The organism is Streptomyces sp. NPDC023527 (assembly GCF_055560115.1).
Genome location: NZ_JBVHJJ010000009.1, coordinates 294,110 through 311,568, shown reverse-complemented (window position 1 = coordinate 311,568; position 17,459 = coordinate 294,110). Strand labels below are relative to the sequence as shown.

Annotated in this window: 15 protein-coding genes; 3 read left to right on the top strand and 12 right to left on the bottom strand. The window is 73.1% G+C overall.

Annotated elements, in window-relative coordinates:
• Positions 1-25: 25 nt before the first annotated feature.
• From ACZ303_RS20035 to ACZ303_RS20020, 4 genes are all read right to left on the bottom strand, one after another.
• Entirely contained in the window at positions 26-784 is a 759-nt protein-coding gene (locus ACZ303_RS20035; protein WP_467340713.1) for an AIM24 family protein, read from the bottom strand.
• Between the two features lie 16 nt (positions 785-800).
• Positions 801-1,484, bottom strand: coding sequence for an AIM24 family protein (locus ACZ303_RS20030; protein ID WP_467340800.1), 684 nt, complete (start codon positions 1,482-1,484; stop codon positions 801-803).
• 17 nt (positions 1,485-1,501) lie between these two features.
• The gene (locus ACZ303_RS20025; protein ID WP_467340711.1) at positions 1,502-3,220 is read right to left on the bottom strand and encodes a TerD family protein; all 1,719 of its coding nucleotides are present in this window, start codon (positions 3,218-3,220) and stop codon (positions 1,502-1,504) included.
• A gap of 74 nt (positions 3,221-3,294) precedes the next feature.
• Entirely contained in the window at positions 3,295-3,891 is a 597-nt protein-coding gene (locus ACZ303_RS20020) for a M48 metallopeptidase family protein (RefSeq protein ID WP_467340709.1), read from the bottom strand.
• Positions 3,892-4,198: 307 nt separating this feature from the next.
• On the opposite strand from ACZ303_RS20020, the gene ACZ303_RS20015 reads away from it, so the two are divergent.
• Both ACZ303_RS20015 and ACZ303_RS20010 read left to right on the top strand, forming a co-directional pair.
• A complete protein-coding gene (locus ACZ303_RS20015) occupies positions 4,199-5,323 on the top strand; it encodes a ThiF family adenylyltransferase (protein WP_467340707.1) in 1,125 nt (374 codons plus the stop codon).
• Between the two features lie 42 nt (positions 5,324-5,365).
• Positions 5,366-6,733 carry an ABC1 kinase family protein gene (locus tag ACZ303_RS20010; RefSeq protein ID WP_467340705.1) on the top strand — a complete coding sequence of 456 codons (1,368 nt, stop codon included), beginning with the start codon at positions 5,366-5,368 and terminating at the stop codon, positions 6,731-6,733.
• 18 nt (positions 6,734-6,751) lie between these two features.
• Here the strand turns inward: ACZ303_RS20010 and ACZ303_RS20005 are convergent, their stop codons facing one another.
• The 5 genes from ACZ303_RS20005 to ACZ303_RS19985 form a co-directional block, all read right to left on the bottom strand.
• Positions 6,752-6,967, bottom strand: a complete 216-nt coding sequence (locus ACZ303_RS20005) for a hypothetical protein (protein WP_467340703.1) — start codon at positions 6,965-6,967, stop codon at positions 6,752-6,754.
• Between the two features lie 121 nt (positions 6,968-7,088).
• Positions 7,089-7,415: a hypothetical protein gene (locus ACZ303_RS20000; RefSeq protein WP_467340701.1), complete on the bottom strand. Its 327-nt coding sequence runs from the start codon at positions 7,413-7,415 to the stop codon at positions 7,089-7,091.
• Positions 7,412-7,774 (bottom strand): WhiB family transcriptional regulator, encoded by a 363-nt coding sequence (locus ACZ303_RS19995; RefSeq protein ID WP_095578690.1) that lies wholly within the window; start codon positions 7,772-7,774, stop codon positions 7,412-7,414. Before ACZ303_RS19995 ends, ACZ303_RS20000 begins: the two co-directional genes overlap by 4 nt.
• Positions 7,775-7,910: 136 nt before the next feature.
• On the bottom strand, positions 7,911-8,216 hold the full coding sequence (locus tag ACZ303_RS19990) for a hypothetical protein (protein ID WP_467340697.1): 306 nt from the start codon (positions 8,214-8,216) through the stop codon (positions 7,911-7,913).
• 141 nt (positions 8,217-8,357) lie between these two features.
• A complete protein-coding gene (locus ACZ303_RS19985; RefSeq protein WP_467340695.1) occupies positions 8,358-10,595 on the bottom strand; it encodes an ATP-dependent DNA helicase UvrD2 in 2,238 nt (745 codons plus the stop codon).
• A gap of 146 nt (positions 10,596-10,741) precedes the next feature.
• Between ACZ303_RS19985 and ACZ303_RS19980 the strand changes: the two genes are divergently transcribed.
• Positions 10,742-10,999, top strand: coding sequence for a mycoredoxin (locus ACZ303_RS19980; RefSeq protein WP_467340693.1), 258 nt, complete (start codon positions 10,742-10,744; stop codon positions 10,997-10,999).
• Positions 11,000-11,073: 74 nt separating this feature from the next.
• Here ACZ303_RS19980 and nudC read toward each other — a convergent pair whose 3' ends face one another.
• From nudC to ACZ303_RS19965, 3 genes are read right to left on the bottom strand one after another with little or no spacing between them, the layout of a single operon-like run.
• Positions 11,074-12,024 (bottom strand): NAD(+) diphosphatase, encoded by a 951-nt coding sequence (nudC, locus tag ACZ303_RS19975; RefSeq protein ID WP_467340691.1) that lies wholly within the window; start codon positions 12,022-12,024, stop codon positions 11,074-11,076.
• 49 nt (positions 12,025-12,073) lie between these two features.
• Complete coding sequence (locus ACZ303_RS19970) at positions 12,074-13,474, bottom strand: dipeptidase (RefSeq protein ID WP_467340689.1); 1,401 nt, start codon at positions 13,472-13,474, stop codon at positions 12,074-12,076.
• A 47-nt stretch (positions 13,475-13,521) separates the two neighbouring features.
• Positions 13,522-17,445: an ATP-dependent helicase gene (locus ACZ303_RS19965; protein ID WP_467340687.1), complete on the bottom strand. Its 3,924-nt coding sequence runs from the start codon at positions 17,443-17,445 to the stop codon at positions 13,522-13,524.
• Positions 17,446-17,459: the final 14 nt, after the last annotated feature.

The following is a 17,459-nucleotide window of genomic DNA, read 5'->3' as shown; positions in this document are numbered from 1 at the left end:
TGTCTTCGGATCCGCTTCCGGCGGATCAGTTGGACCAGATGTTGCCCTGGTTGTGGGCGTGCGCGCCCTGCTGGCCGACGCCGTACTGCGCCATCAGCCCCTGGCCGATCTGGGCGCCCTGCGGCGGCAGCAGCTCGCTGGGCTGGACGAGCGCGTAGCCCTGGCCGGAGAAGGCCAGCTCCCAGCCCTCGCCGGTGGAGCCGCGGCGCCGCCAGACGCTCGACGAGGACGTCGGCGCCTGCATGTTCACCCGCAGCGACGTCGACCAGGCGACGACGGCGTCCGCGTCGGCGTTGACCACGGTCTGCGGGGTGACCTGGAGCATCAGCGGCCGGCCCGAGGTCATCAGCGCGACCTTGCCCTGGCCGCTGATGACGAGGTTGTACGCCCCGGTGCCGGAGACGCCCGTGTGGCTGTCCACGGCGATGGTGTCCCAGTGCAGGGTCGAGTCCAGCGCCAGGACGTAGGCGCCGTCCACGGTCAGACCGTCGTGGTCCACGTCGATCACATGGACGTGCTGCGCCAGGTTGGCGAAGTAGACGGTGCCCTGGCCGGAGCAGCGCATCAGGTCCAGGCCCTCGCCGGTGTGGAGGCGGGCGTTCTGCTGACCGCGCGTCTGGTACTCGCCGTCGAACTCGATCATCCCCTGGTAGGCGACCATCGAGCCCTTGCGGGCGAGGACGTCGTCATGGCCGGTGAGGGAGACGCGCAGCATCTGCGGGTTCTGGAGCGCGTAGCGGTCCTGTGTCTGGGCCTCGGTGTGCGCGAAAAGCGGGCTCTGCATGGTGTCTCGTTCCCCCTCAGCCCCGGGCCCGGAGCCGGTCGGTGCTGTCCTCGCTGGGCTGTACGACCACGAAGCCCTGGCCGGAGAAGCCCAGTTGGTACGCCTCGCCGCTGCCTCGGCCGATCATGGACGACGCCTTGAAGCTGCGCTTGCCCTTCATCTTCAGACCGGTGGACCAGGCGACGAGCGCGTCCGGGTCCACATAGGTCTCGTCCTCGCCGCTGCCGCAGTCGACGACGATGGGGGTGCCGCGGGAGGTCAGCGCCACCCACCCGGTGCCGGAGATGGCCACGTTGAACAGGCCCTGCCCGGCGAACTTCGCCATGCCCTTGACGCGCTGCACGCCCCACTGGAGCGACGCGTCGAAGGCCAGGACGTTGGTGCCGTTGACGGAGAGCGACTCCCCGTTGAGCTGGAGGCAGACGACGTCCGCCCCGTAGTCGGCGAGGTAGAGCAGGCCGTCACCGAAGCACTTCATGAGGGGCATGCCCTCGCCGGTGAGCCACTGGGACGCCATCTGGCGGACGGCGGGCGGGTTGGCCTCGTACTGGACGTAGCCCTCGTAGGCGACCATCGAGCCGGTACGGGCGAACAGGTCGTTGCCGCTCTGCATGGCGACCCGGAGCATGCTGCTGCCGTGGTTCTCCATGCGGGCGGTGACCGGGGCCGGGGCGTAGCCCGAGATCGGTGTCTGATTCATGGTCATTTCGGGCTCCCTCAGACCTCGTAGGGCTGGACGACGATGAAGTTGCCGGGCGCGCCGCGGAACTGGAGGTTCACGGCCTCGCCGCTGTGGCCAGGGTAGGAGTTGCGGCGCAGCCGGACCTGGCTGGAGATGATCACCTGGGAGGCGGCGGACCAGGCGACGATGGCGTTGCTGTCCGCGAAGGTGGTCGGGGTGACCGGCAGCACGACGGGGATGCCGTGGGTCTTGACGACGACGGTGCCGTGGCCCTGGAACTGCATGGTGAACAGCGCGCCGCCGGGGATGCCGTGGCCCTCGATCCGGCGGACCTCGTGCTGGAGGGACTCGTCGAAGGCGAGCACGGACTCGGCGGAGACGCAGAGGGCGTCGCCCTGGAGCTCGATGGGGTGGACGTGCGCGGAGTTCTCGGCCAGGAAGACCTGCCCGCGCCCGGTGCAGCGCATCAGCTGCATCTCCTGGCCCGTCGCGTTGCCCACGATGCGGCCGGCGAAGCCCGCGCCCTTGTAGCCGAAGTCGACCTTGCCCTGGTAGAGGACCATGCTGCCCTGCCGGGCGAGCACGGGCTGCTGGTCGACGCCGAGGTCGACGCGGATGAGCTTGGGGTTCTGCAGGGTCCACCGCTGTCCGGTGGGCACCTCGCGGTACTTCTCGAACGCCGCCTGGACACCGGCCGGGGCGTGGGAAGCCATGCCGGGGGCGGACTGGCCGTAGGGGGGCGCCGGCTGGCCCGGGAAGGGTTGCGGGGGCTGCTGCCCGTAGGGCTGCTGGGGGGCCTGCGGCTGGCCGTAGGGCTGCTGCGTGCCGGGCTGCCCGTACGGGCCCGGCTGCTGGCCGTACGAGCCCTGCTGACCCGGCACTCCGGGCGGGCCGGGGGGCGGCGGGAGTTGGCCGCCGGCCGGTGCGCCCTGGTCGAAGTAGCCGGGCGGGGCGATGGGCGCGGCGATGGTGGGCGCCACGTGCACCTGCGGCGGGGCGGCCGGGGGCGGGGTGCTGCCGGGCGGGGGCGGGAAGCCCTGGTGCGGCGGCGGGGTCTGGTGGGCGGGCGCCGGGGGCGGCGTGTGGGTCACGGCCGGCGGTGCCTGGTGCGGCACCGGGGCGGCCGGAGCCGCGAAGGCCGGGGGTGGCGTCGTCTGCGCCGGGGGCGCGAACGCGGGGGTGGCGGACGGTGCCGGCGCCGCCTGGGGCTCGGGCTGCGGCTCCTCTTCCAGGACCTCGCCGCCGAAGTTCGTCAGCAGCGCCTCCAGGCCGCCGTCGAACCCCTGCCCGACGGCGGCGAAGCGCCAGACGTCCTTCAGGTAGAAGTCACCGAGCATCACCGCGCGTTCCGTGCTGAATTCCGCACCGGTGAAGGAATAGCGGGCGACTTCCTCGCCGCCCGCGACGACGCGCAGATAGCCGGGGCCGATCTGCGACATCTGGCCCGCACCGTCGACCGTCGCCGTGAAGGAGAGCTTCCGCACCTGCGGGGGGATCTGGTCGAGGGTGACCCGGAAGGATTCCGTGTCACCGGCCTGGGCGCCGAGCTGCTGGATGGCGCCCTCGGGGGAGTTGGGCTGGTTGAAGAAGACGAAGTACCGGTCGTCGGAGAGCCGCTCCTGGGCGTCGAGGCCGAAGCAGCTGATGTCGAAGGTCAGGCCGGGGCCGGCGATCTGCACTCCCACGTACAGATCGGTCCCCGCCGTCAGATCACTGATCTTGGCCTTGTGGCCGCGCTGGAATTCCCTGGCCATGCGTAACGACCGTCCCCCATCCGAACGTGCGATGAATGCGTTGCGTCAGGCTAACGGTTGTGCCTGGGCTTTCCTCATTCGCTCCGGGCGGCCGGGAGGTGGGGCAGCCGGTCGGCGGCCACCACCCCTTCGAGGTAGCCGCGGGCGCGCTCGGTGCGCGGATAGGCGTCGAGGAGCCGCCAGAAGCCCGGCCCGTGGCCGGGGACGAGCAGGTGGGCCAGCTCATGGAGGAGGACGTAGTCGACGACGTACTCGGGCATGCCCTGGAGCCGGTGGGAGAGGCGGATGCTGCCCTCGGCGGGGGTGCACGAGCCCCAGCGGGTGTTCTGGTTGGTGACCCAGCGGACGGTCTCGGGGCGGGCCCGGCCGCCGAGATACTGCTCCGACAGCCGGCCGGCGCGCTCGGCCAGCTCGGCGTCGCCCAGCATCCGCTTGCTCTCCTGCGCCGCGAGCTTGTCGAGCATCACTCGCACCCAGCGCTGTTCCTCGGCCTCGGACATGCGGGCGGGGATGAGCACGACGGTGCGGTCGGCCTCGCGGTACGCGGAGACCGTTCTGCGGCGGCGCGCGCTCCGTCTCACCTCGACCGCGCCGGTTTCCGGTCCGCCGGTGAGCGGGGTCGGGGCGCTGCGCGGCGGTCTTGCGGCACTGTGCAGAGGGTCGACGGGCACGGCCCCGACGTTACCCGCTGGCGAGGCGTGAAGTCCCGCCCATCGCTCCTTGTCGGAGCAAACAGCCGGAGAGCACACGGCTTGTATGACAATCACTCCGTGCCTGTGGACAACTTCGCACGGTGATCGGCCGGAGACCCCATTCTGGAGGCCGACGAACGGGGGAACGACCATGCGGACCACTCAGACCGCCCAGACCACTCGGACCGACCGGCCCACTCGCACCGCTCAGCCCACTCGGGCCGGCCAGAAGACCGGGACCGATCAGAAGGCCGGGACCGATCAGAGGAGCGGGACCGCGCATCCCATGCTCAAGCCCGCCCTGCGTCGCGGCTGGCGCAATCGCGACACCGTGCAGTTCGGGGTGGCCCCTGCGCACGCGGTGGTGGTGGGGCCGGTGGACACGGCGACCAGCAGCTTCCTCGGGCTGCTGGACGGCACGCGGGGTCTGCCCCTGCTCCGGCAGGAGGCGCGGGCCGTGGGGCTGCCCGAGGGGCGGGTGGACGCCCTGGTGGAGAAGTTGACGGGGGCCGGGTTGCTGGACGACCCGCGGGCCGGCGGTGAGCGCGCCGCCGCCGTCCGGGAGCGGGGCGCGGCGGTGGAGCGGCTGCGGCCGGACCTCGCGTCCCTGTCCGTGCTGCATCCCGGTCCGGGGGCGGCGATGGGGCTGATGGGAGCCCGGCAGGCGACGCGGGTGCAGGTCCGGGGCGCGGGGCGGGTGGGGGCCGCGATCGCCGCCCTGCTGTCGGCCTCCGGGGTGGGCCGGGTCGATGTGATGGACGGCGGCTGCGTGGAGCCCTGGGACGTGGGACCGGCCGGGGTGGGCGCCGAGCGGGTCGGGGAGCGGCGGGACGCCGCGGCGCGGCGGGTCGTACGGGAAGCGGCGCCGGGGCCCCGGCCCCGGACGCGCGGGGGCGGCGGGGCCGAGCCGCCGCTGGCCCTGGTGGTGTTCGCGCCGCGGGACGGTCTCGCCGCCTACGCTCCCGATCCCGACGGGGCGGAGGAGTTGATCTCGTCCGGTATTCCTCATATGTACGCGGGTGTCCTGGAAGCCACTGGATTGGTGGGGCCGTTGGTGTTGCCGGGAGAGACGGCCTGCGCGGGCTGTATCGAGCTGGGGCGCGCTCGGCGGGACACGGCTTGGCCTCGGATGCTCGCCCAGTGGCGGTCCGGTCGCGGGTCGGGGGTACCGTCGTGCGACATGGCACTGGCCACGGTGGTGGCGGGGCTCACCGTGGCGCGGGCACTGGCCTTCCTCGACGGTGGTTCCCCGGCGAGCGCGGGCGTGCGGTTGGAGTTGGCGCTGCCGGGTCCGGCCTGGCTCCCGCGTCCCGTCGAGCCGCATCCGCGGTGTCCGTGCGGCGCGGCGGGATCTTCGGATCCGGAATATGCCTCGGCCGCGGGGACGGCGCACGGGACAATGAGCAGGTAACCGCCGTCAGCGGCGTGGCTGTTCAGCTAGTTGGAGGGGCGCATGTCTGATCTTCCCCGCAAGGCGGTCACCCGTACCGCCAAGTTGGCCGCGTTGCCCTTGGGGTTCGCGGGGCGTACCGCGCTCGGGCTCGGGAAGCGCATCGGCGGGCGGTCGGCGGAACTGATCGCGACGGAGCTGCAGCAGCGCACGGCCGAGCAGCTCTTCGCGACCCTGGGGCAGCTCAAGGGGGGTGCGATGAAGCTGGGTCAGGCGCTGTCGGTCTTCGAGTCGGCGCTCCCGGAGCAGGTGGCCGGCCCCTATCGGGCGGCGCTGACCAAGCTTCAGGAGGCGGCGCCTCCGATGCCGGTGAAGTCGGTGCACGCGGCCCTGGCGGAGCGGCTCGGCGCGGACTGGCGGGAGCTGTTCCAGGAGTTCGACGACCAGCCGGCAGCGGCCGCCTCGATCGGGCAGGTGCACCGGGCCGTCTGGCACGACGGGCGCGAGGTCGCGGTCAAGGTGCAGTATCCGGGGGCGGGCGAGGCCCTGCTGTCCGACCTCACCCAATTGGGCCGGTTCGCGCGGCTGCTGGGGCCGCTGGTTCCCGGCATGGACATCAAGCCGCTGATCACCGAGCTGCGCGACCGGGTGTCCGAGGAGCTGGACTACGAGCTGGAGGCCCGGGCGCAGAGCGCACACGCGCGGGAGTTCGCGGATGATCCGGATGTGGCGGTCCCGGCCGTGGTGCACCGGAGCGATCAGGTGCTGGTCACGGAGTGGATGGAGGGGGTGCCGCTGTCGGAGGTCATAGCCGAGGGCACCCAGGAGCAGCGGGACCGCGCCGGTCAGCTGCTGGCCCGCTTCCTCTTCTCCGGCGCGGCGCGCACGGGGCTGCTGCACGCCGACCCGCATCCGGGCAACTTCCGGCTGCTGACCGGGGACGCCCCGGACGGCCCGCCGGAGAAGTGGCGGCTGGGCGTGCTGGACTTCGGCACGGTGGACCGGCTGCCGCAGGGCCTGCCACCGGAGATCGGCACCGCGCTGCGGATGACGCTGGACGGCGAGGCCGAGGCGGTTCACGATCTGCTGCGGGACGAGGGGTTCGTCAAGCCGGAGATCGAGCTGGATCCGGGGGCGGTGCTGGACTATCTGCTGCCGATCATCGAGCCGGCCCAGGTGGAGGAGTTCACCTTCACCCGGGGCTGGATGCGCGCCCAGGCGACACGGATCGCCGATCCCCGCTCCCCCGCGTACCAGCTGGCGCGGCAGCTCAATCTGCCGCCGGCGTATCTGCTGATCCACCGGGTGACGACCAGCACCATCGGGGTGCTGTGCCAGCTGGGCGCGACCGTGCGGCTGCGGGACGAGATGGAGGCGTGGGTGCCCGGGTTCGCGGTGGCCGCCGAGGAGAGTCGGGGGACACCCGCCTGACGGCCCCGCGGCCCGGCCTCACCACCAGGACGAGTCGAGCCGCCCCTCGATGGCTCTGAGGTTGGCGCGGGCGCAGTCGTCGCAGAAGTAGCGGCGAATGCCGTTCTCGACGGAGCAGGTCCAGGTCGGCGGCGTACCGTCGGCGGCGGTGCCACAGCCGGCGCACGTCACGGGCGCGGCGGTCTCGGTGGCCTCAGGGTCCAACTGCACTGGTTCATGGCTCTTCTGGTCCACTCCCAGACGATATCCCCGTGAACAGGTCGGGATGGGCGCAACGCACCCAACGCCCCGCGGGGCCGGTCCTTTCGGACCGGCCCCGCGGGCATTCGGTGGGAGTGAGCCTCAGGCGTGAGCCTCAGTGCATGACGGCCATGGCCAGCGCGCGGCGGGCGCGCAGCGAGGCGCGCTCGGCGCGCCGCTGCATCCGCCGGGCGGCGACCAGGCGGATGGCACTGCGTTCGGACTCGGCCTCCCGGCGGAGGTCGTCCATATGGGCCCGGGCCATGGCTTCTGGGATGAGTTGCATTTCGAGGTTCCTGTTCTGACGCGACGCGGTCGCGCGGGAGCTGTCACGGGCGGGGGCTGCGGAGCCGAATGGCTCGGTGGCGGGGCGGTGCATCGTCGGATCCTGCTTCTTGGGGTCGTGCGTGGTGGGGCGGTCGATGGTGCCGAAGAGGTTCATGCGGCGACCGGGTTCTTGCGCGGGCGGCCACGGGGCCGCTTGCGGGCCACCACGACGCCCTGGACGAAGAGCTCTCCACCCCAGACGCCCCACGGCTCACGGCGGTCCAACGCACCGGCGAGGCAGGCCTCACGCAGCGGGCAGGTCCGGCAGAGCGACTTGGCGTACTCGACGTCGGCCGGGGTCTCGGCGAAGAAGACCTCCGGGTCGTAGCTGCGGCAGGGAACGGGGGTGCCCAGGTTCTCGATGGCGTCGTCGAGGTCGGTCAGGGCGGTGAGGGGGGTCAAGGAGTCCTCCGTGGGGACAGGCGGGGGGATCAGGTCGGTCGCTACTGACGGGGTGTGTGCCTTGAGTTGCACGGTTTCTTTTCCTCGTCTGTTCTTCCGGCTGGTGGCCGGGCTGGTTCCCCTCGTGCTGGTGAGGGGGCAAACAAAAGGGCCGCGGATCCCGGTGTGGGTTCCGCGGCCCTGGAAGGTGCCGACCTGATCATGCCGATCAGGCTGGATCTCTCCAGGGTTCGAGCCCACGGAAGGCCCACATCGTGTGGTGCTGCTGCTGTGCGTGCCGGGATTCGGCGCCGTCGGTCGTCGCTTCAATGGCATAGGCCTGGGCCTGTGCCACTGCTGCTGCCTTTACCTTGGGCGCCTCGGTCGGTCGCTCATTGATCAGGGAGGTGCCGGTGCTGGACAGACCGGTGCCCTGGAACGAGAGCGAGAGAGAGCCGAAGGAGAAGCCGAGCGGACGAATGGCGACGACCGGGCGATCGGTCATTTTGTTGCTGTTGATGAAGCAGCTGATCATGGTCTTCGCCTCCTCTCGGCGTCTTGGGGACCGGTCGAAACCAGTCCGGGTCGGTTCAGTACAGCACGGATCGACCGGAACTCGGAAGTGCCGTTCTCTCCGTGCTCGGAAGGCTATGGGTAGGCCGTCCGCGTGCGCAAACTATTTTTCCGGAGATTCTTCCGGCGTGTCCCCGGACCCCTCTCGGGCCCCGGCTCCGGACACGTCTTCCGACGTCAGCTCCTTGCCCGCGCACAGGGTGAGGACGTCGGCGCCGAACTTGTCGAGCTTCCGTCCTCCCACCCCTGAGATGCACGCCAGCTCCGATTCGGTTCCCGGAACGGCCTCGGCGATCGCGAGAAGCGTCTTGTCGGTGAAGACGCAGTAGGCGGGCTGGCCGAGCAGCCCGGCCTGTTCGGCGCGCCAGTCTCGCAGCCGTTCGTACAGCGCCTCGTCCAGCTCCGAGGGGCAGTCCTCGCAGCGCATCAGCTTGATCTCGCCCGCCTCGGTCAGCGTGCGCCCGCAGACCCGGCACCGCGCGGGCCCGCGCCGCTTGCGCACCGCCCCCCGCTCGACGCCGGCCGCGCCGCCCGGGGCCGCCCGGCCGCCAACCGGTCTGGTGGCGCCCGGGGAACCCGGCCGCAGCCCGTTCAGGAAGCGGCTGGGGCGCCGCACGGCCCGACCGCCCGGGGCGCGGGACAGCGACCAGGACAGGAAGAGGTGGAAGCGAGCCCGGGTGACGCCGACATAGAGCAGCCGGCGCTCCTCCTCGACCTGCTCATCGGTCTTGGCGTAAGTGATCGGCATCATGCCCTCGGTGAGCCCGACCAGGAAGACGGCGTCCCACTCCAGGCCCTTGGCGGCGTGAAGTGAGGCGAGAGTCACACCTTCCACGGTCGGGGCGTGCTGGGCGCTCGCCCGCTCGTCCAGCTCGGCGACGAGATCGCCGAGGGTCGCCTCAGGCCTGGCCCGCACGAAGTCCTCGGCGAGCCGCACGAGGGCCGCGAGGGACTCCCAGCGGTCGCGGACCGCGCCCGAGCCGGCGGGCGGCTCGGGCGTCCAGCCACGGGTGCCGAGCACGGCCCGCACCTGGGAGGGGACGTCGTCGGCGTCGGCGAGCTGCGGGTCGGAGTGGCCTCCGGCGCGGGCGGCGCCGCGCAGCAGCAGCCCGGCCTCGCGCACCTCCGGGCGCTCGAAGAACCGCTCGGCACCGCGCAGCTGATAGGGCACCCCGGCGTCCGCGAGCGCCTGCTCATAGACCTCGGACTGGGCGTTGATGCGGTAGAGGACGGCGATCTCGCTCGCCGGCACCCCGGAGTCGATGAGCTCGCGGATCCTGCGGGCGGTGCCCTCGGCCTCGGCGGGCTCGTCGGCGAATTCCGTCCAGCCGGGCTCGGGGCCCGCGTCGCGCTGGGAGATCAGCTCCAGGCGGTGCTCGGCGGCCCGGCCCCGGGCCTGGGAGAGCAGGCCGTTGGCGAGGTGCACCACCTGGGGGGTGGAGCGGTAGTCCCGGACGAGCTTGACGACCGTCGCGCGGGGGTGGCGGGTGCGGAAGTTCAGCAGGTGGTCGGGGGTGGCGCCGGTGAAGGAATAGATGGTCTGGCTGGCGTCGCCGACGACGCAGAGATTGTCCCGGTCGCCCAGCCACAGGTCCAGGAGCCGCTGCTGGAGGGGGCTGACGTCCTGATACTCGTCCACCACGAAGTGCTGGTACTGGCGGCGCACCGTCTCGGCGATGTCGTGCCGGTCCTGGAGGACGCCGACGGTCAGCAGCAGGACGTCCTCGAAGTCGATCACGCCGCGGTCGCGCTTGAGCTGCTCGTACATGGCGTAGATCCGGCCGATCTCGGCCGGGTCCCGGGGGGCCTCCCGGCCGGCCTTGGCGGCCGCCGGGGCGTAGTCCTCGGGGACGGTCTGGGTGACCTTGGACCACTCGATCTCGCCGGTGACGTCCCGCAGCTCATTGCGGTCGAGGCGGACCCGGCAGCGGGCCGCCGCCTCGGCGACGATCTGGACCTTCCGCTCGACCAGGCGCGGCACCTCGCCGCCGACGGCCTTGGGCCAGAAGTACTGGAGCTGGCGCAGCGCCGCCGAGTGGAACGTGCGCGCCTGGACGCCGCCCGCGCCGAGCTGGCGGAGGCGGCCGCGCATCTCACCGGCGGCGCGGTTGGTGAAGGTGACGGCGAGCACACTGGCGGGCTGGAGCACCCCGGAGCGGACGCCGTAGGCGATGCGGTGGGTGATGGCGCGGGTCTTGCCCGTGCCGGCTCCGGCCAGCACGCACACCGGGCCGCTCAGGGCCGTCGCCACCTCGCGCTGCTCGGGGTCGAGCCCGGCGAGCACCGCGTCCGGGGAGTCCGGGACCGGCGGGAAGAGGGAGGAGTGCGTTGCTGCTGTCACTCCGCCATGCTGCCAGGTTCGCGGGGGCGACCGGGAATGCCGTCCACAGGCGGGGCGGGCCGGTCGTACTAATGCGGGAATGGCTGGAGACGGGTGCGTGTTCTAACACCGCAATAACACCCATGACCTAGGGAGAGCGAGGGCGCATGTCGGGCACCGTGACGATGTACAGCACCACCTGGTGCGGCTACTGCCGTCGGCTGAAGAGCCAGCTGGACCGCGAGGGCATCGCGTACAACGAGATCAACATCGAGCACGACGCCGAGTCGGCCGCCTTCGTGGAGAAGGCGAACGACGGCAACCAGACGGTTCCGACGGTCCTGGTGACCCCGCTGAGCGGCGCCACGCCGGTCACGATGACCAATCCGTCGCTGGCGCAGGTCAAGCAGGCGCTCGCGTCCTGACGCGCCCGACCCGCACACGAACGGCCGGGGCACCGACTCGCACGAGTCGGTGCCCCGGCCGTTTTGCGTCCTGCTCAGCCCGCCCAGGTGGGGCTCTGCGGCAGCGGCTCGCCGTACCAGAGCTCCAGCAGCCGGGCCGCGATGGAGATGCCGGTGGGCGGGAGCACCTCGCCGGACTCGAACGCCGCCCGCAGCTCGGCCCGCGAGAACCAGCGGGCCTCGTGGATCTCCTCGCCGTCCACCTGGATGTCGGAGGACGTGGCCCGCGCCATGAAGCCGAGCATCAGGCTGGAGGGGAAGGGCCAGGGCTGGCTGGCGACGTACTCCACGTCACCGACCGTCACGCCCGCCTCCTCGGCGACCTCCCGCCGCACCGCCTGTTCGATGGACTCGCCCGGCTCCACGAAGCCCGCGAGCGTCGAGAAGCGGCCCTCCGGCCAGTGCATCTGGCGGCCCAGCAGCGCCCGGTCGTCCGCGTCCGTCACCAGCATGATCACGGCCGGGTCGGTGCGGGGGTAGTGCTCGGCGCCGCAGGCCGGGCAGCGGCGGATGTGGCCGGCGGCCGCCACGACCGTGCGCTCGCCGCAGCGGGAGCAGAAGCGGTGCAGCCGCTGCCAGTTCTCCAGGGCCACCGCGTGCACCAGCAGCCCGGCGTCGCGCGGCGACAGCAGCAGCCCCGCCTCGCGCAGCCCGGCGGGGCGCGCCGACTGGTCCATGCGCCCCGGCAGGGCGTCCTTCTGGAGGGCGAAGTAGGCGATGCCCTTCTCGTCCTCACCCAGGAAATAGCGGTGCGTCTCGGTGACGGGCGCCTCGAAGGCGGGGGTCATCACCAGCTCGGTGCGGCCGTCGGGGGTGTCGTCGATCAGCACCTGGCCGCCGGAGACCACGAAGACCCGCGTGGAGGGGTGGCTCCAGGCCGCGGCGAGCCATGCCTCGTCGAGGCGGTGATGCGCGGCGCGGTCGATGCCGCTGTCGCCGCTGAGCGTGATGGGCCGGGCGGCTGCGAGATCGGTCCAGGTGGTCACGGCTGCTTCCAACTCCCCCTGCGAATGGTGTGCGTACGTCGAGCGTGGGCTAGCGGGCCCGACCGGCCCCCGCCAGGTCGGTCCACAGGTGGGCGGCGGTCTCGACGCCCTTCATGAGGAGGTCCAGTTCGACCTTCTCGTTCGGCGCGTGCCAGCCGTCCGAAGGCACGGAGATGCCCAGGAACAGCACCGGGACGCCGAGCACGTCCTGGAGGTCGGCGGCGGGGCCCGAGCCGCCCTCGCGCGTGTAGCGGATCTTCTGCTCGAAGGCGCGCCCCATGGCCCGTACGGCCGACTGGAGGTACGGGTGGTCGAGCGGGGTCAGGCAGGGGCGGGTCGCGCCCCAGAAGGTGATCTCGTGGCGGACGCCGTCCGGCAGGCGGTCGGCGACCCAGTCCCGTACGGCCTGCTGGACGCGGTCGGCGTCCTGGCCTGCGACGAGCCGGAAGGACAGCTTCAGCTGGGCGGTGGACGGCACGATCGTCTTGCCGCCGGGGCCCTGATAGCCGCCGGAGATGCCGTTGACCTCGGCGGTCGGCCGGGCCCAGACCCGCTCCAGGGTGGTGTAGCCGCTCTCGCCGAGGGCGGCGTGGGAGTGGGCGGTGCGCAGCCAGCGCTTCTCGTCGAACGGCAGCTCGGCGAAGAGCTCGCGCTCGTGGTCGGTCAGCTCCACGATGCCGTCGTAGAAGCCCGGTATCGCGACCCGGCGGTCCTCGTCGTGCAGGGCGGCGACCAGCCGGGCGGCCTCGACGGCCGGGTTGGGCACGGCGCCGCCGAAGGAACCGGAGTGGATGTCCTGGTCGGGGCCGTAGAGGTCGATCTGGCAGTCCGTGAGGCCGCGCATGCCGGTGCAGACGGTCGGGGTGTCCTCGGACCACATGCCGGTGTCGGAGACGATCACGGTGTCGCACCCGAGGCGGTCGGCGTGGGCGCGGATGAGCTCGCCGAAGTGCGCCGAGCCGGACTCCTCCTCGCCCTCGATGAGCAGCTTGAGGTTGACCGCGGGGGCGGTGCGGCCGGTCGCGGCCAGGTGGGCGCGGACGCCCAGGGTGTGGAAGAGGACCTGGCCCTTGTCGTCGGCGGCGCCGCGGGCGTACAGCCGGCCGTCCTTGATCACCGGCTCGAAGGGCTCGGTGTGCCAGCCGTCCTCGCGGGCGGCGGGCTGGACGTCGTGGTGGCCGTAGACCAGCACGGTCGGGGCGTCGGCCTCACCGGAGGGCCACTCGGCGAACACGGCCGGGGCGCCGTCGGTCTCCCAGATCTCCGCGGTCGGGAAGCCGGTCTCGGTGAGCTTGGCGGTCAGCCACTCGGCGCTGCGGCGCACATCGGCGGCGCGGCCGGGCTCGGCCGACACGGAAGGGATGCGGAGCCATTCGACGAGGTCGTCGAGGAATGCGGCGCGGTGGCCCTCGATAAACGCTCGGACGGCGCTGTCCGGTGTGTCGCTCATGCCGTCGAGCCTATCCGGACACGCCGCGTGATCATGACCGGGCTCGATCACGCGTCCTCCCCCGTCAGCAGCCGTTCGAGCCCCGCGCGGTCCGGGAGCCCGGCGGGGCGGACGGTCTCGCCGTCGCGCACGTACACGAAGGCGGCGGTCACCGATGACAGCGGCAGGCCGTGCCGCTCGGCCCAGGCGACGCGGTAGATCGCCAGCTGGAGGGGGTCGGCGCCGTGGACGCGGCTCGTCTTCCAGTCGACGATCTCGTAGGTGTCGCCCTGGGGGCCGCGCTCGCGGTAGACGGCGTCGATGCGGCCGCGGATCACTCGGCCCGAGAGGGTGAGCTGGAAGGGCACCTCGACGCGGTACGGGGTGCGGTGGGCGTACGGGGTGAGCTCGAAGGCGTCCTTGAGCGCGGCCAGCTCCCGCTCGTCGGCGATCTCCGGCTCGTACGCGTCCTCGTCCGCGCCGGGCAGCTCGTCGGGGCCGAGCAGCGGCAGGGGCAGCGCCTCGAAGCGGGACTCGACCCAGGCGTGGAAGCGGGTGCCGCGGCGCGCGGCGGGCTGCGGCGGGCGCGGCATGGGGCGGGCCAGTTCGCGCGCGAAGCCGTCCGGGTCGGCAGCGAGCCGGACCAGCTGCGAGGCGCTGAGCGACGACGGCAGGGCGACATCGCGCACCCGCGCGCGTGCCCGCCGCAGCTCACCGGCGAGCGCGTCCAGATCCCGGTCCCAGGAGGCGACGAGGCGGGCCTCCTCGGGCGAGAGGGAGGGCGCGTGGTGTCCTGCGGACGGCTCCTGTGACGTCGCTCCGGGTCCGGCCTGCGCGGGCGACCCTCCGGGCCCCGCGTGCGCATGCCCTGCGGCCGGGTGTTCCGCGGCCTTCTCTTTGGCGTCAGGAGCCGGGTGCGGGCGGCCGTCCGCCGGGCCGGGCCGGGCGGGCGCGTGGTCGTCGCGTACGGGCGCGTCGGCGGGCCGGAGCGGGGCCGGTGGCGCATCGTGCGGGTGCCCGTGGGCCGGCGCGGGCCTGCCCGGCGCCCGGCGGGGCGAGGGCAGCACGGCGTGGCCGGCGTGCGGCACGGAGGGGTCGGCGTGCTCGTGCGCGGCCGTCTCCGAGCCGGGTGCGGCGTCCGTGGGCGCCTGGTCCCAGGCCGCGGGGCGCTCGCCGGAACGGCCGGACGCGTCCTCGTGCGCGCGCGTCCCCGATCCGGCGACGGCATCCGCCGACGCCCGCGACGTCGGCAGGTCGTCCCAAGCCGCAGGGCCCTCGCCCGAACGGCCGGACGCGTCCTCGTGCGCGCGCGTCCCCGATCCGGCGACGGCATCCGCCGACGCCCGCGACGTCGGCAGGTCGTCCCAGGCCGCGAGGTCCTCGTCGGAAGGGGGCTCCGACTCCTCGTACGCGTCGTACTCCTCGTCCTCCGGCGGAGGTGGCCAGTCCGGGTCGTACGCGGCCTCCGGCTCGGGCGAGGGCTCCGGATCCGGCGCCGCCGCCAGGCGGTCCAGGTGGGCCAGGACGGCGTCCGCCGCGGCGCGGCGGCGGGTCAGGGACACGGGGTCCAGCGGCAGGGGCCAGGAGTGGTCGGTGGCCGACTCCCGCAGGGCGGGGTTCTCCGCGTCCTCCTCCGGCGGGTCCGCCCAGACCTCGATCTCGCCGTGGCCGGCCTCGCAGTGCGCGCGCAGGGCCTGGAGGAAGTCCGAGGGGCCGCGGGGCTTCTTCTGGTTGGGGCCCCACCAGTGGCCCGAGCCCAGGAGGAGCGAGCGGGGGCGGGTGAAGGTGACGTAGCCGAGGCGGAGTTCCTCGATCCGCTGGTGTTCCTTCATGGCGCCCTTGAAGGCGGTCATCGCCTTGCCGTCCCACGCCTCGATGTCGGGAAGGGTGTCCGCGTCGCCGCGCAGGGCGTGCGGGAGCACCTTGGCCTGGGCCGTCCAGGACTCGCGGGACTGCTCGCTGGGGAAGGTCTTGGTGACGAGGCCGGGGACGGCGACCACGTCCCATTCCAGGCCCTTGGACTTGTGCGCGGTGAGGACCTTGACGGTGTTCTCGCCGCCGGGCAGGGAGCTGTCGAGGCCCTTCTCGTACTGCGCGGCGGTGCGCAGGAAGCCCAGGAAGGCGAGCAGGGTGGCCTCGCCGTCGACGGCGGCGAAGCCCGCGGCGATGTCCAGGAAGTGCGAGAGCGTCTCGCGGCGGCGGGCGGCCAGCGCGTGCGGCGAGGCGGACAGCTCGACCTCCAGGCCCGTGGTGGCCAGCACTCGGTGCAGGACGTCCATGAGCGGGTCGGCCAGGGAGCGCCGCAGGTCGCGCAGCTCGGCGGCGAGGCGGGCGAAGCGGACCCGGGCCTCGGCCGAGAAGGGCAGGCCGTCGTCGGGGCCGTCGGCCGTCAGGAACGTGTCGAGGGCGTCGGCGAGGGAGATCACCTCGGCCGGGTCGACGCCTTCGACGGCCTCGGCGAGCCGGCGCTCGGGGTCGTCCCCGGCGCTGCCGTAGGGCACGAGCGTACGGGCGCGGCGGCCCAGCAGGGCGAGGTCGCGGGGACCGATGCGCCAGCGGGGGCCGATCAGCAGGCGGACGAGCGCGGCATTGGCGGTGGGGTCCTGGAGGACCTCGCACACGGCGACGAGGTCGGCGATCTCCGGCAGGTGCAGCAGCCCGGACAGGCCGACGACCTCGACGGGGATGTCGCGCTCCACAAGCGCGCCCTGGATCTGCGCGAAGTCGACGGCGGTGCGGCACAGGACGGCGATGTCGCCGGGGCGCGTGCCCGTGCGCACCAGGTGGGCGAGGGAGTCGGCGAGCCAGTCGAGCTCCTCGGCGTGGGTGGGCAGCAGGGCGCAGCGGACCACGCCGTCCCGCTCGGCGCCGGGTGCGGGCCGCAGCGCCTCGACGCCCTCGTGGCGGGCGCGCAGCTCGGCGGCCAGGCCGTTGGCGAGGTCGAGGAGGCGGCCGCCGCTGCGGCGGTTCTCGCTGAGCGAGAACCGCTGGGCGGGGCGGCCGTCGGCGTAGGGGAAGTGCCGGGGGAAGTCGTCGAGGTTGGCCACGGAGGCGCCGCGCCAGCCGTAGATGGCCTGGCAGGGGTCGCCGACGGCGGTGACGGCGTGGCCCGCGCCGCCGCCGAAGAGGCCGGCGAGCAGCAGCCGCTGGGCGACCGAGGTGTCCTGATACTCGTCGAGGAGGACGACCGCGAACTGCTCGCGCAGGATCCGGCCGACCTCCGGCCGGGTGCGGGCCAGCTCGGCGGAGCGGGCGATCTGGTCGCCGAAGTCGAGGAGGTCGCGCTTGGCCTTCTCCTTGCGGTACGCCTCGACCAGCTCCAGGAGTTCGAGGCGGGCGCGGGCGGCCTCGGGCACCTTGCGCAGGTCGGCGTTGGAGAGCCGGGCGCCTTCCAGCGCGGCCAGCAGCCCGGTGTCGTGGGCGCGGAGGTCCGCCGCCGCCACGAGGTGCTCGGAGAGCTCGCCGTCGAGGGCGAGGAGGTCGGCGACGAGGTCGCCGAAGGAGCGGGTGAGCGCGGGATACGGGCCCGGTGAGGTGCGCAGGACGCGGGCGGCGAGCTGGAAGCGGGTGGCGTCGGCGAGCAGCCGGGCGCCGGGCTCCAGGCCGATGCGCAGGCCGTGCTCCTTCAGGAGCCGCCCGGCGAAGGCGTGGTAGGTGGAGATCTGGGGCTCGCCCGGTGCCCGGTCGGGGTCGGCGGGGCCGGGCTCGGAGTCGGTGACGCCCGCCTCGACGAGCGCCTTGCGCACGCGCTCGGACAGCTCGCCGGCGGCCTTGTTGGTGAAGGTGAGGCCGAGGACCTGCTCGGGGGCGACCTGCCCGGTGCCCACGAGCCAGACGACGCGCGCGGCCATCACCGTGGTCTTGCCGGATCCGGCGCCGGCCACGATCACCTGCGGGGCGGGCGGCGCGGTGATGCAGGCCGTCTGCTCCGGGGTGAACGGGATGCCGAGCAGCTCCTTGAGCTGCTCGGGGTCGGTCAGGCGCGGGGTCACGGCATCAACGCTAA

Coding starts and splice junctions, on each gene's coding strand:
- ACZ303_RS20035 (WP_467340713.1), bottom strand. CDS start 784: ATGCAGAGCCCGCTTTTCGCGCACACCGAGGCCCAGACACAGGACCGC.
- ACZ303_RS20030 (WP_467340800.1), bottom strand. CDS start 1,484: ATGAATCAGACACCGATCTCGGGCTACGCCCCGGCCCCGGTCACCGCC.
- ACZ303_RS20025 (WP_467340711.1), bottom strand. CDS start 3,220: ATGGCCAGGGAATTCCAGCGCGGCCACAAGGCCAAGATCAGTGATCTG.
- ACZ303_RS20015 (WP_467340707.1), top strand. CDS start 4,199: ATGCTCAAGCCCGCCCTGCGTCGCGGCTGGCGCAATCGCGACACCGTG.
- ACZ303_RS20010 (WP_467340705.1), top strand. CDS start 5,366: ATGTCTGATCTTCCCCGCAAGGCGGTCACCCGTACCGCCAAGTTGGCC.
- ACZ303_RS20000 (WP_467340701.1), bottom strand. CDS start 7,415: ATGAACCTCTTCGGCACCATCGACCGCCCCACCACGCACGACCCCAAG.
- ACZ303_RS19990 (WP_467340697.1), bottom strand. CDS start 8,216: ATGATCAGCTGCTTCATCAACAGCAACAAAATGACCGATCGCCCGGTC.
- ACZ303_RS19980 (WP_467340693.1), top strand. CDS start 10,742: ATGTCGGGCACCGTGACGATGTACAGCACCACCTGGTGCGGCTACTGC.
- ACZ303_RS19970 (WP_467340689.1), bottom strand. CDS start 13,474: ATGAGCGACACACCGGACAGCGCCGTCCGAGCGTTTATCGAGGGCCAC.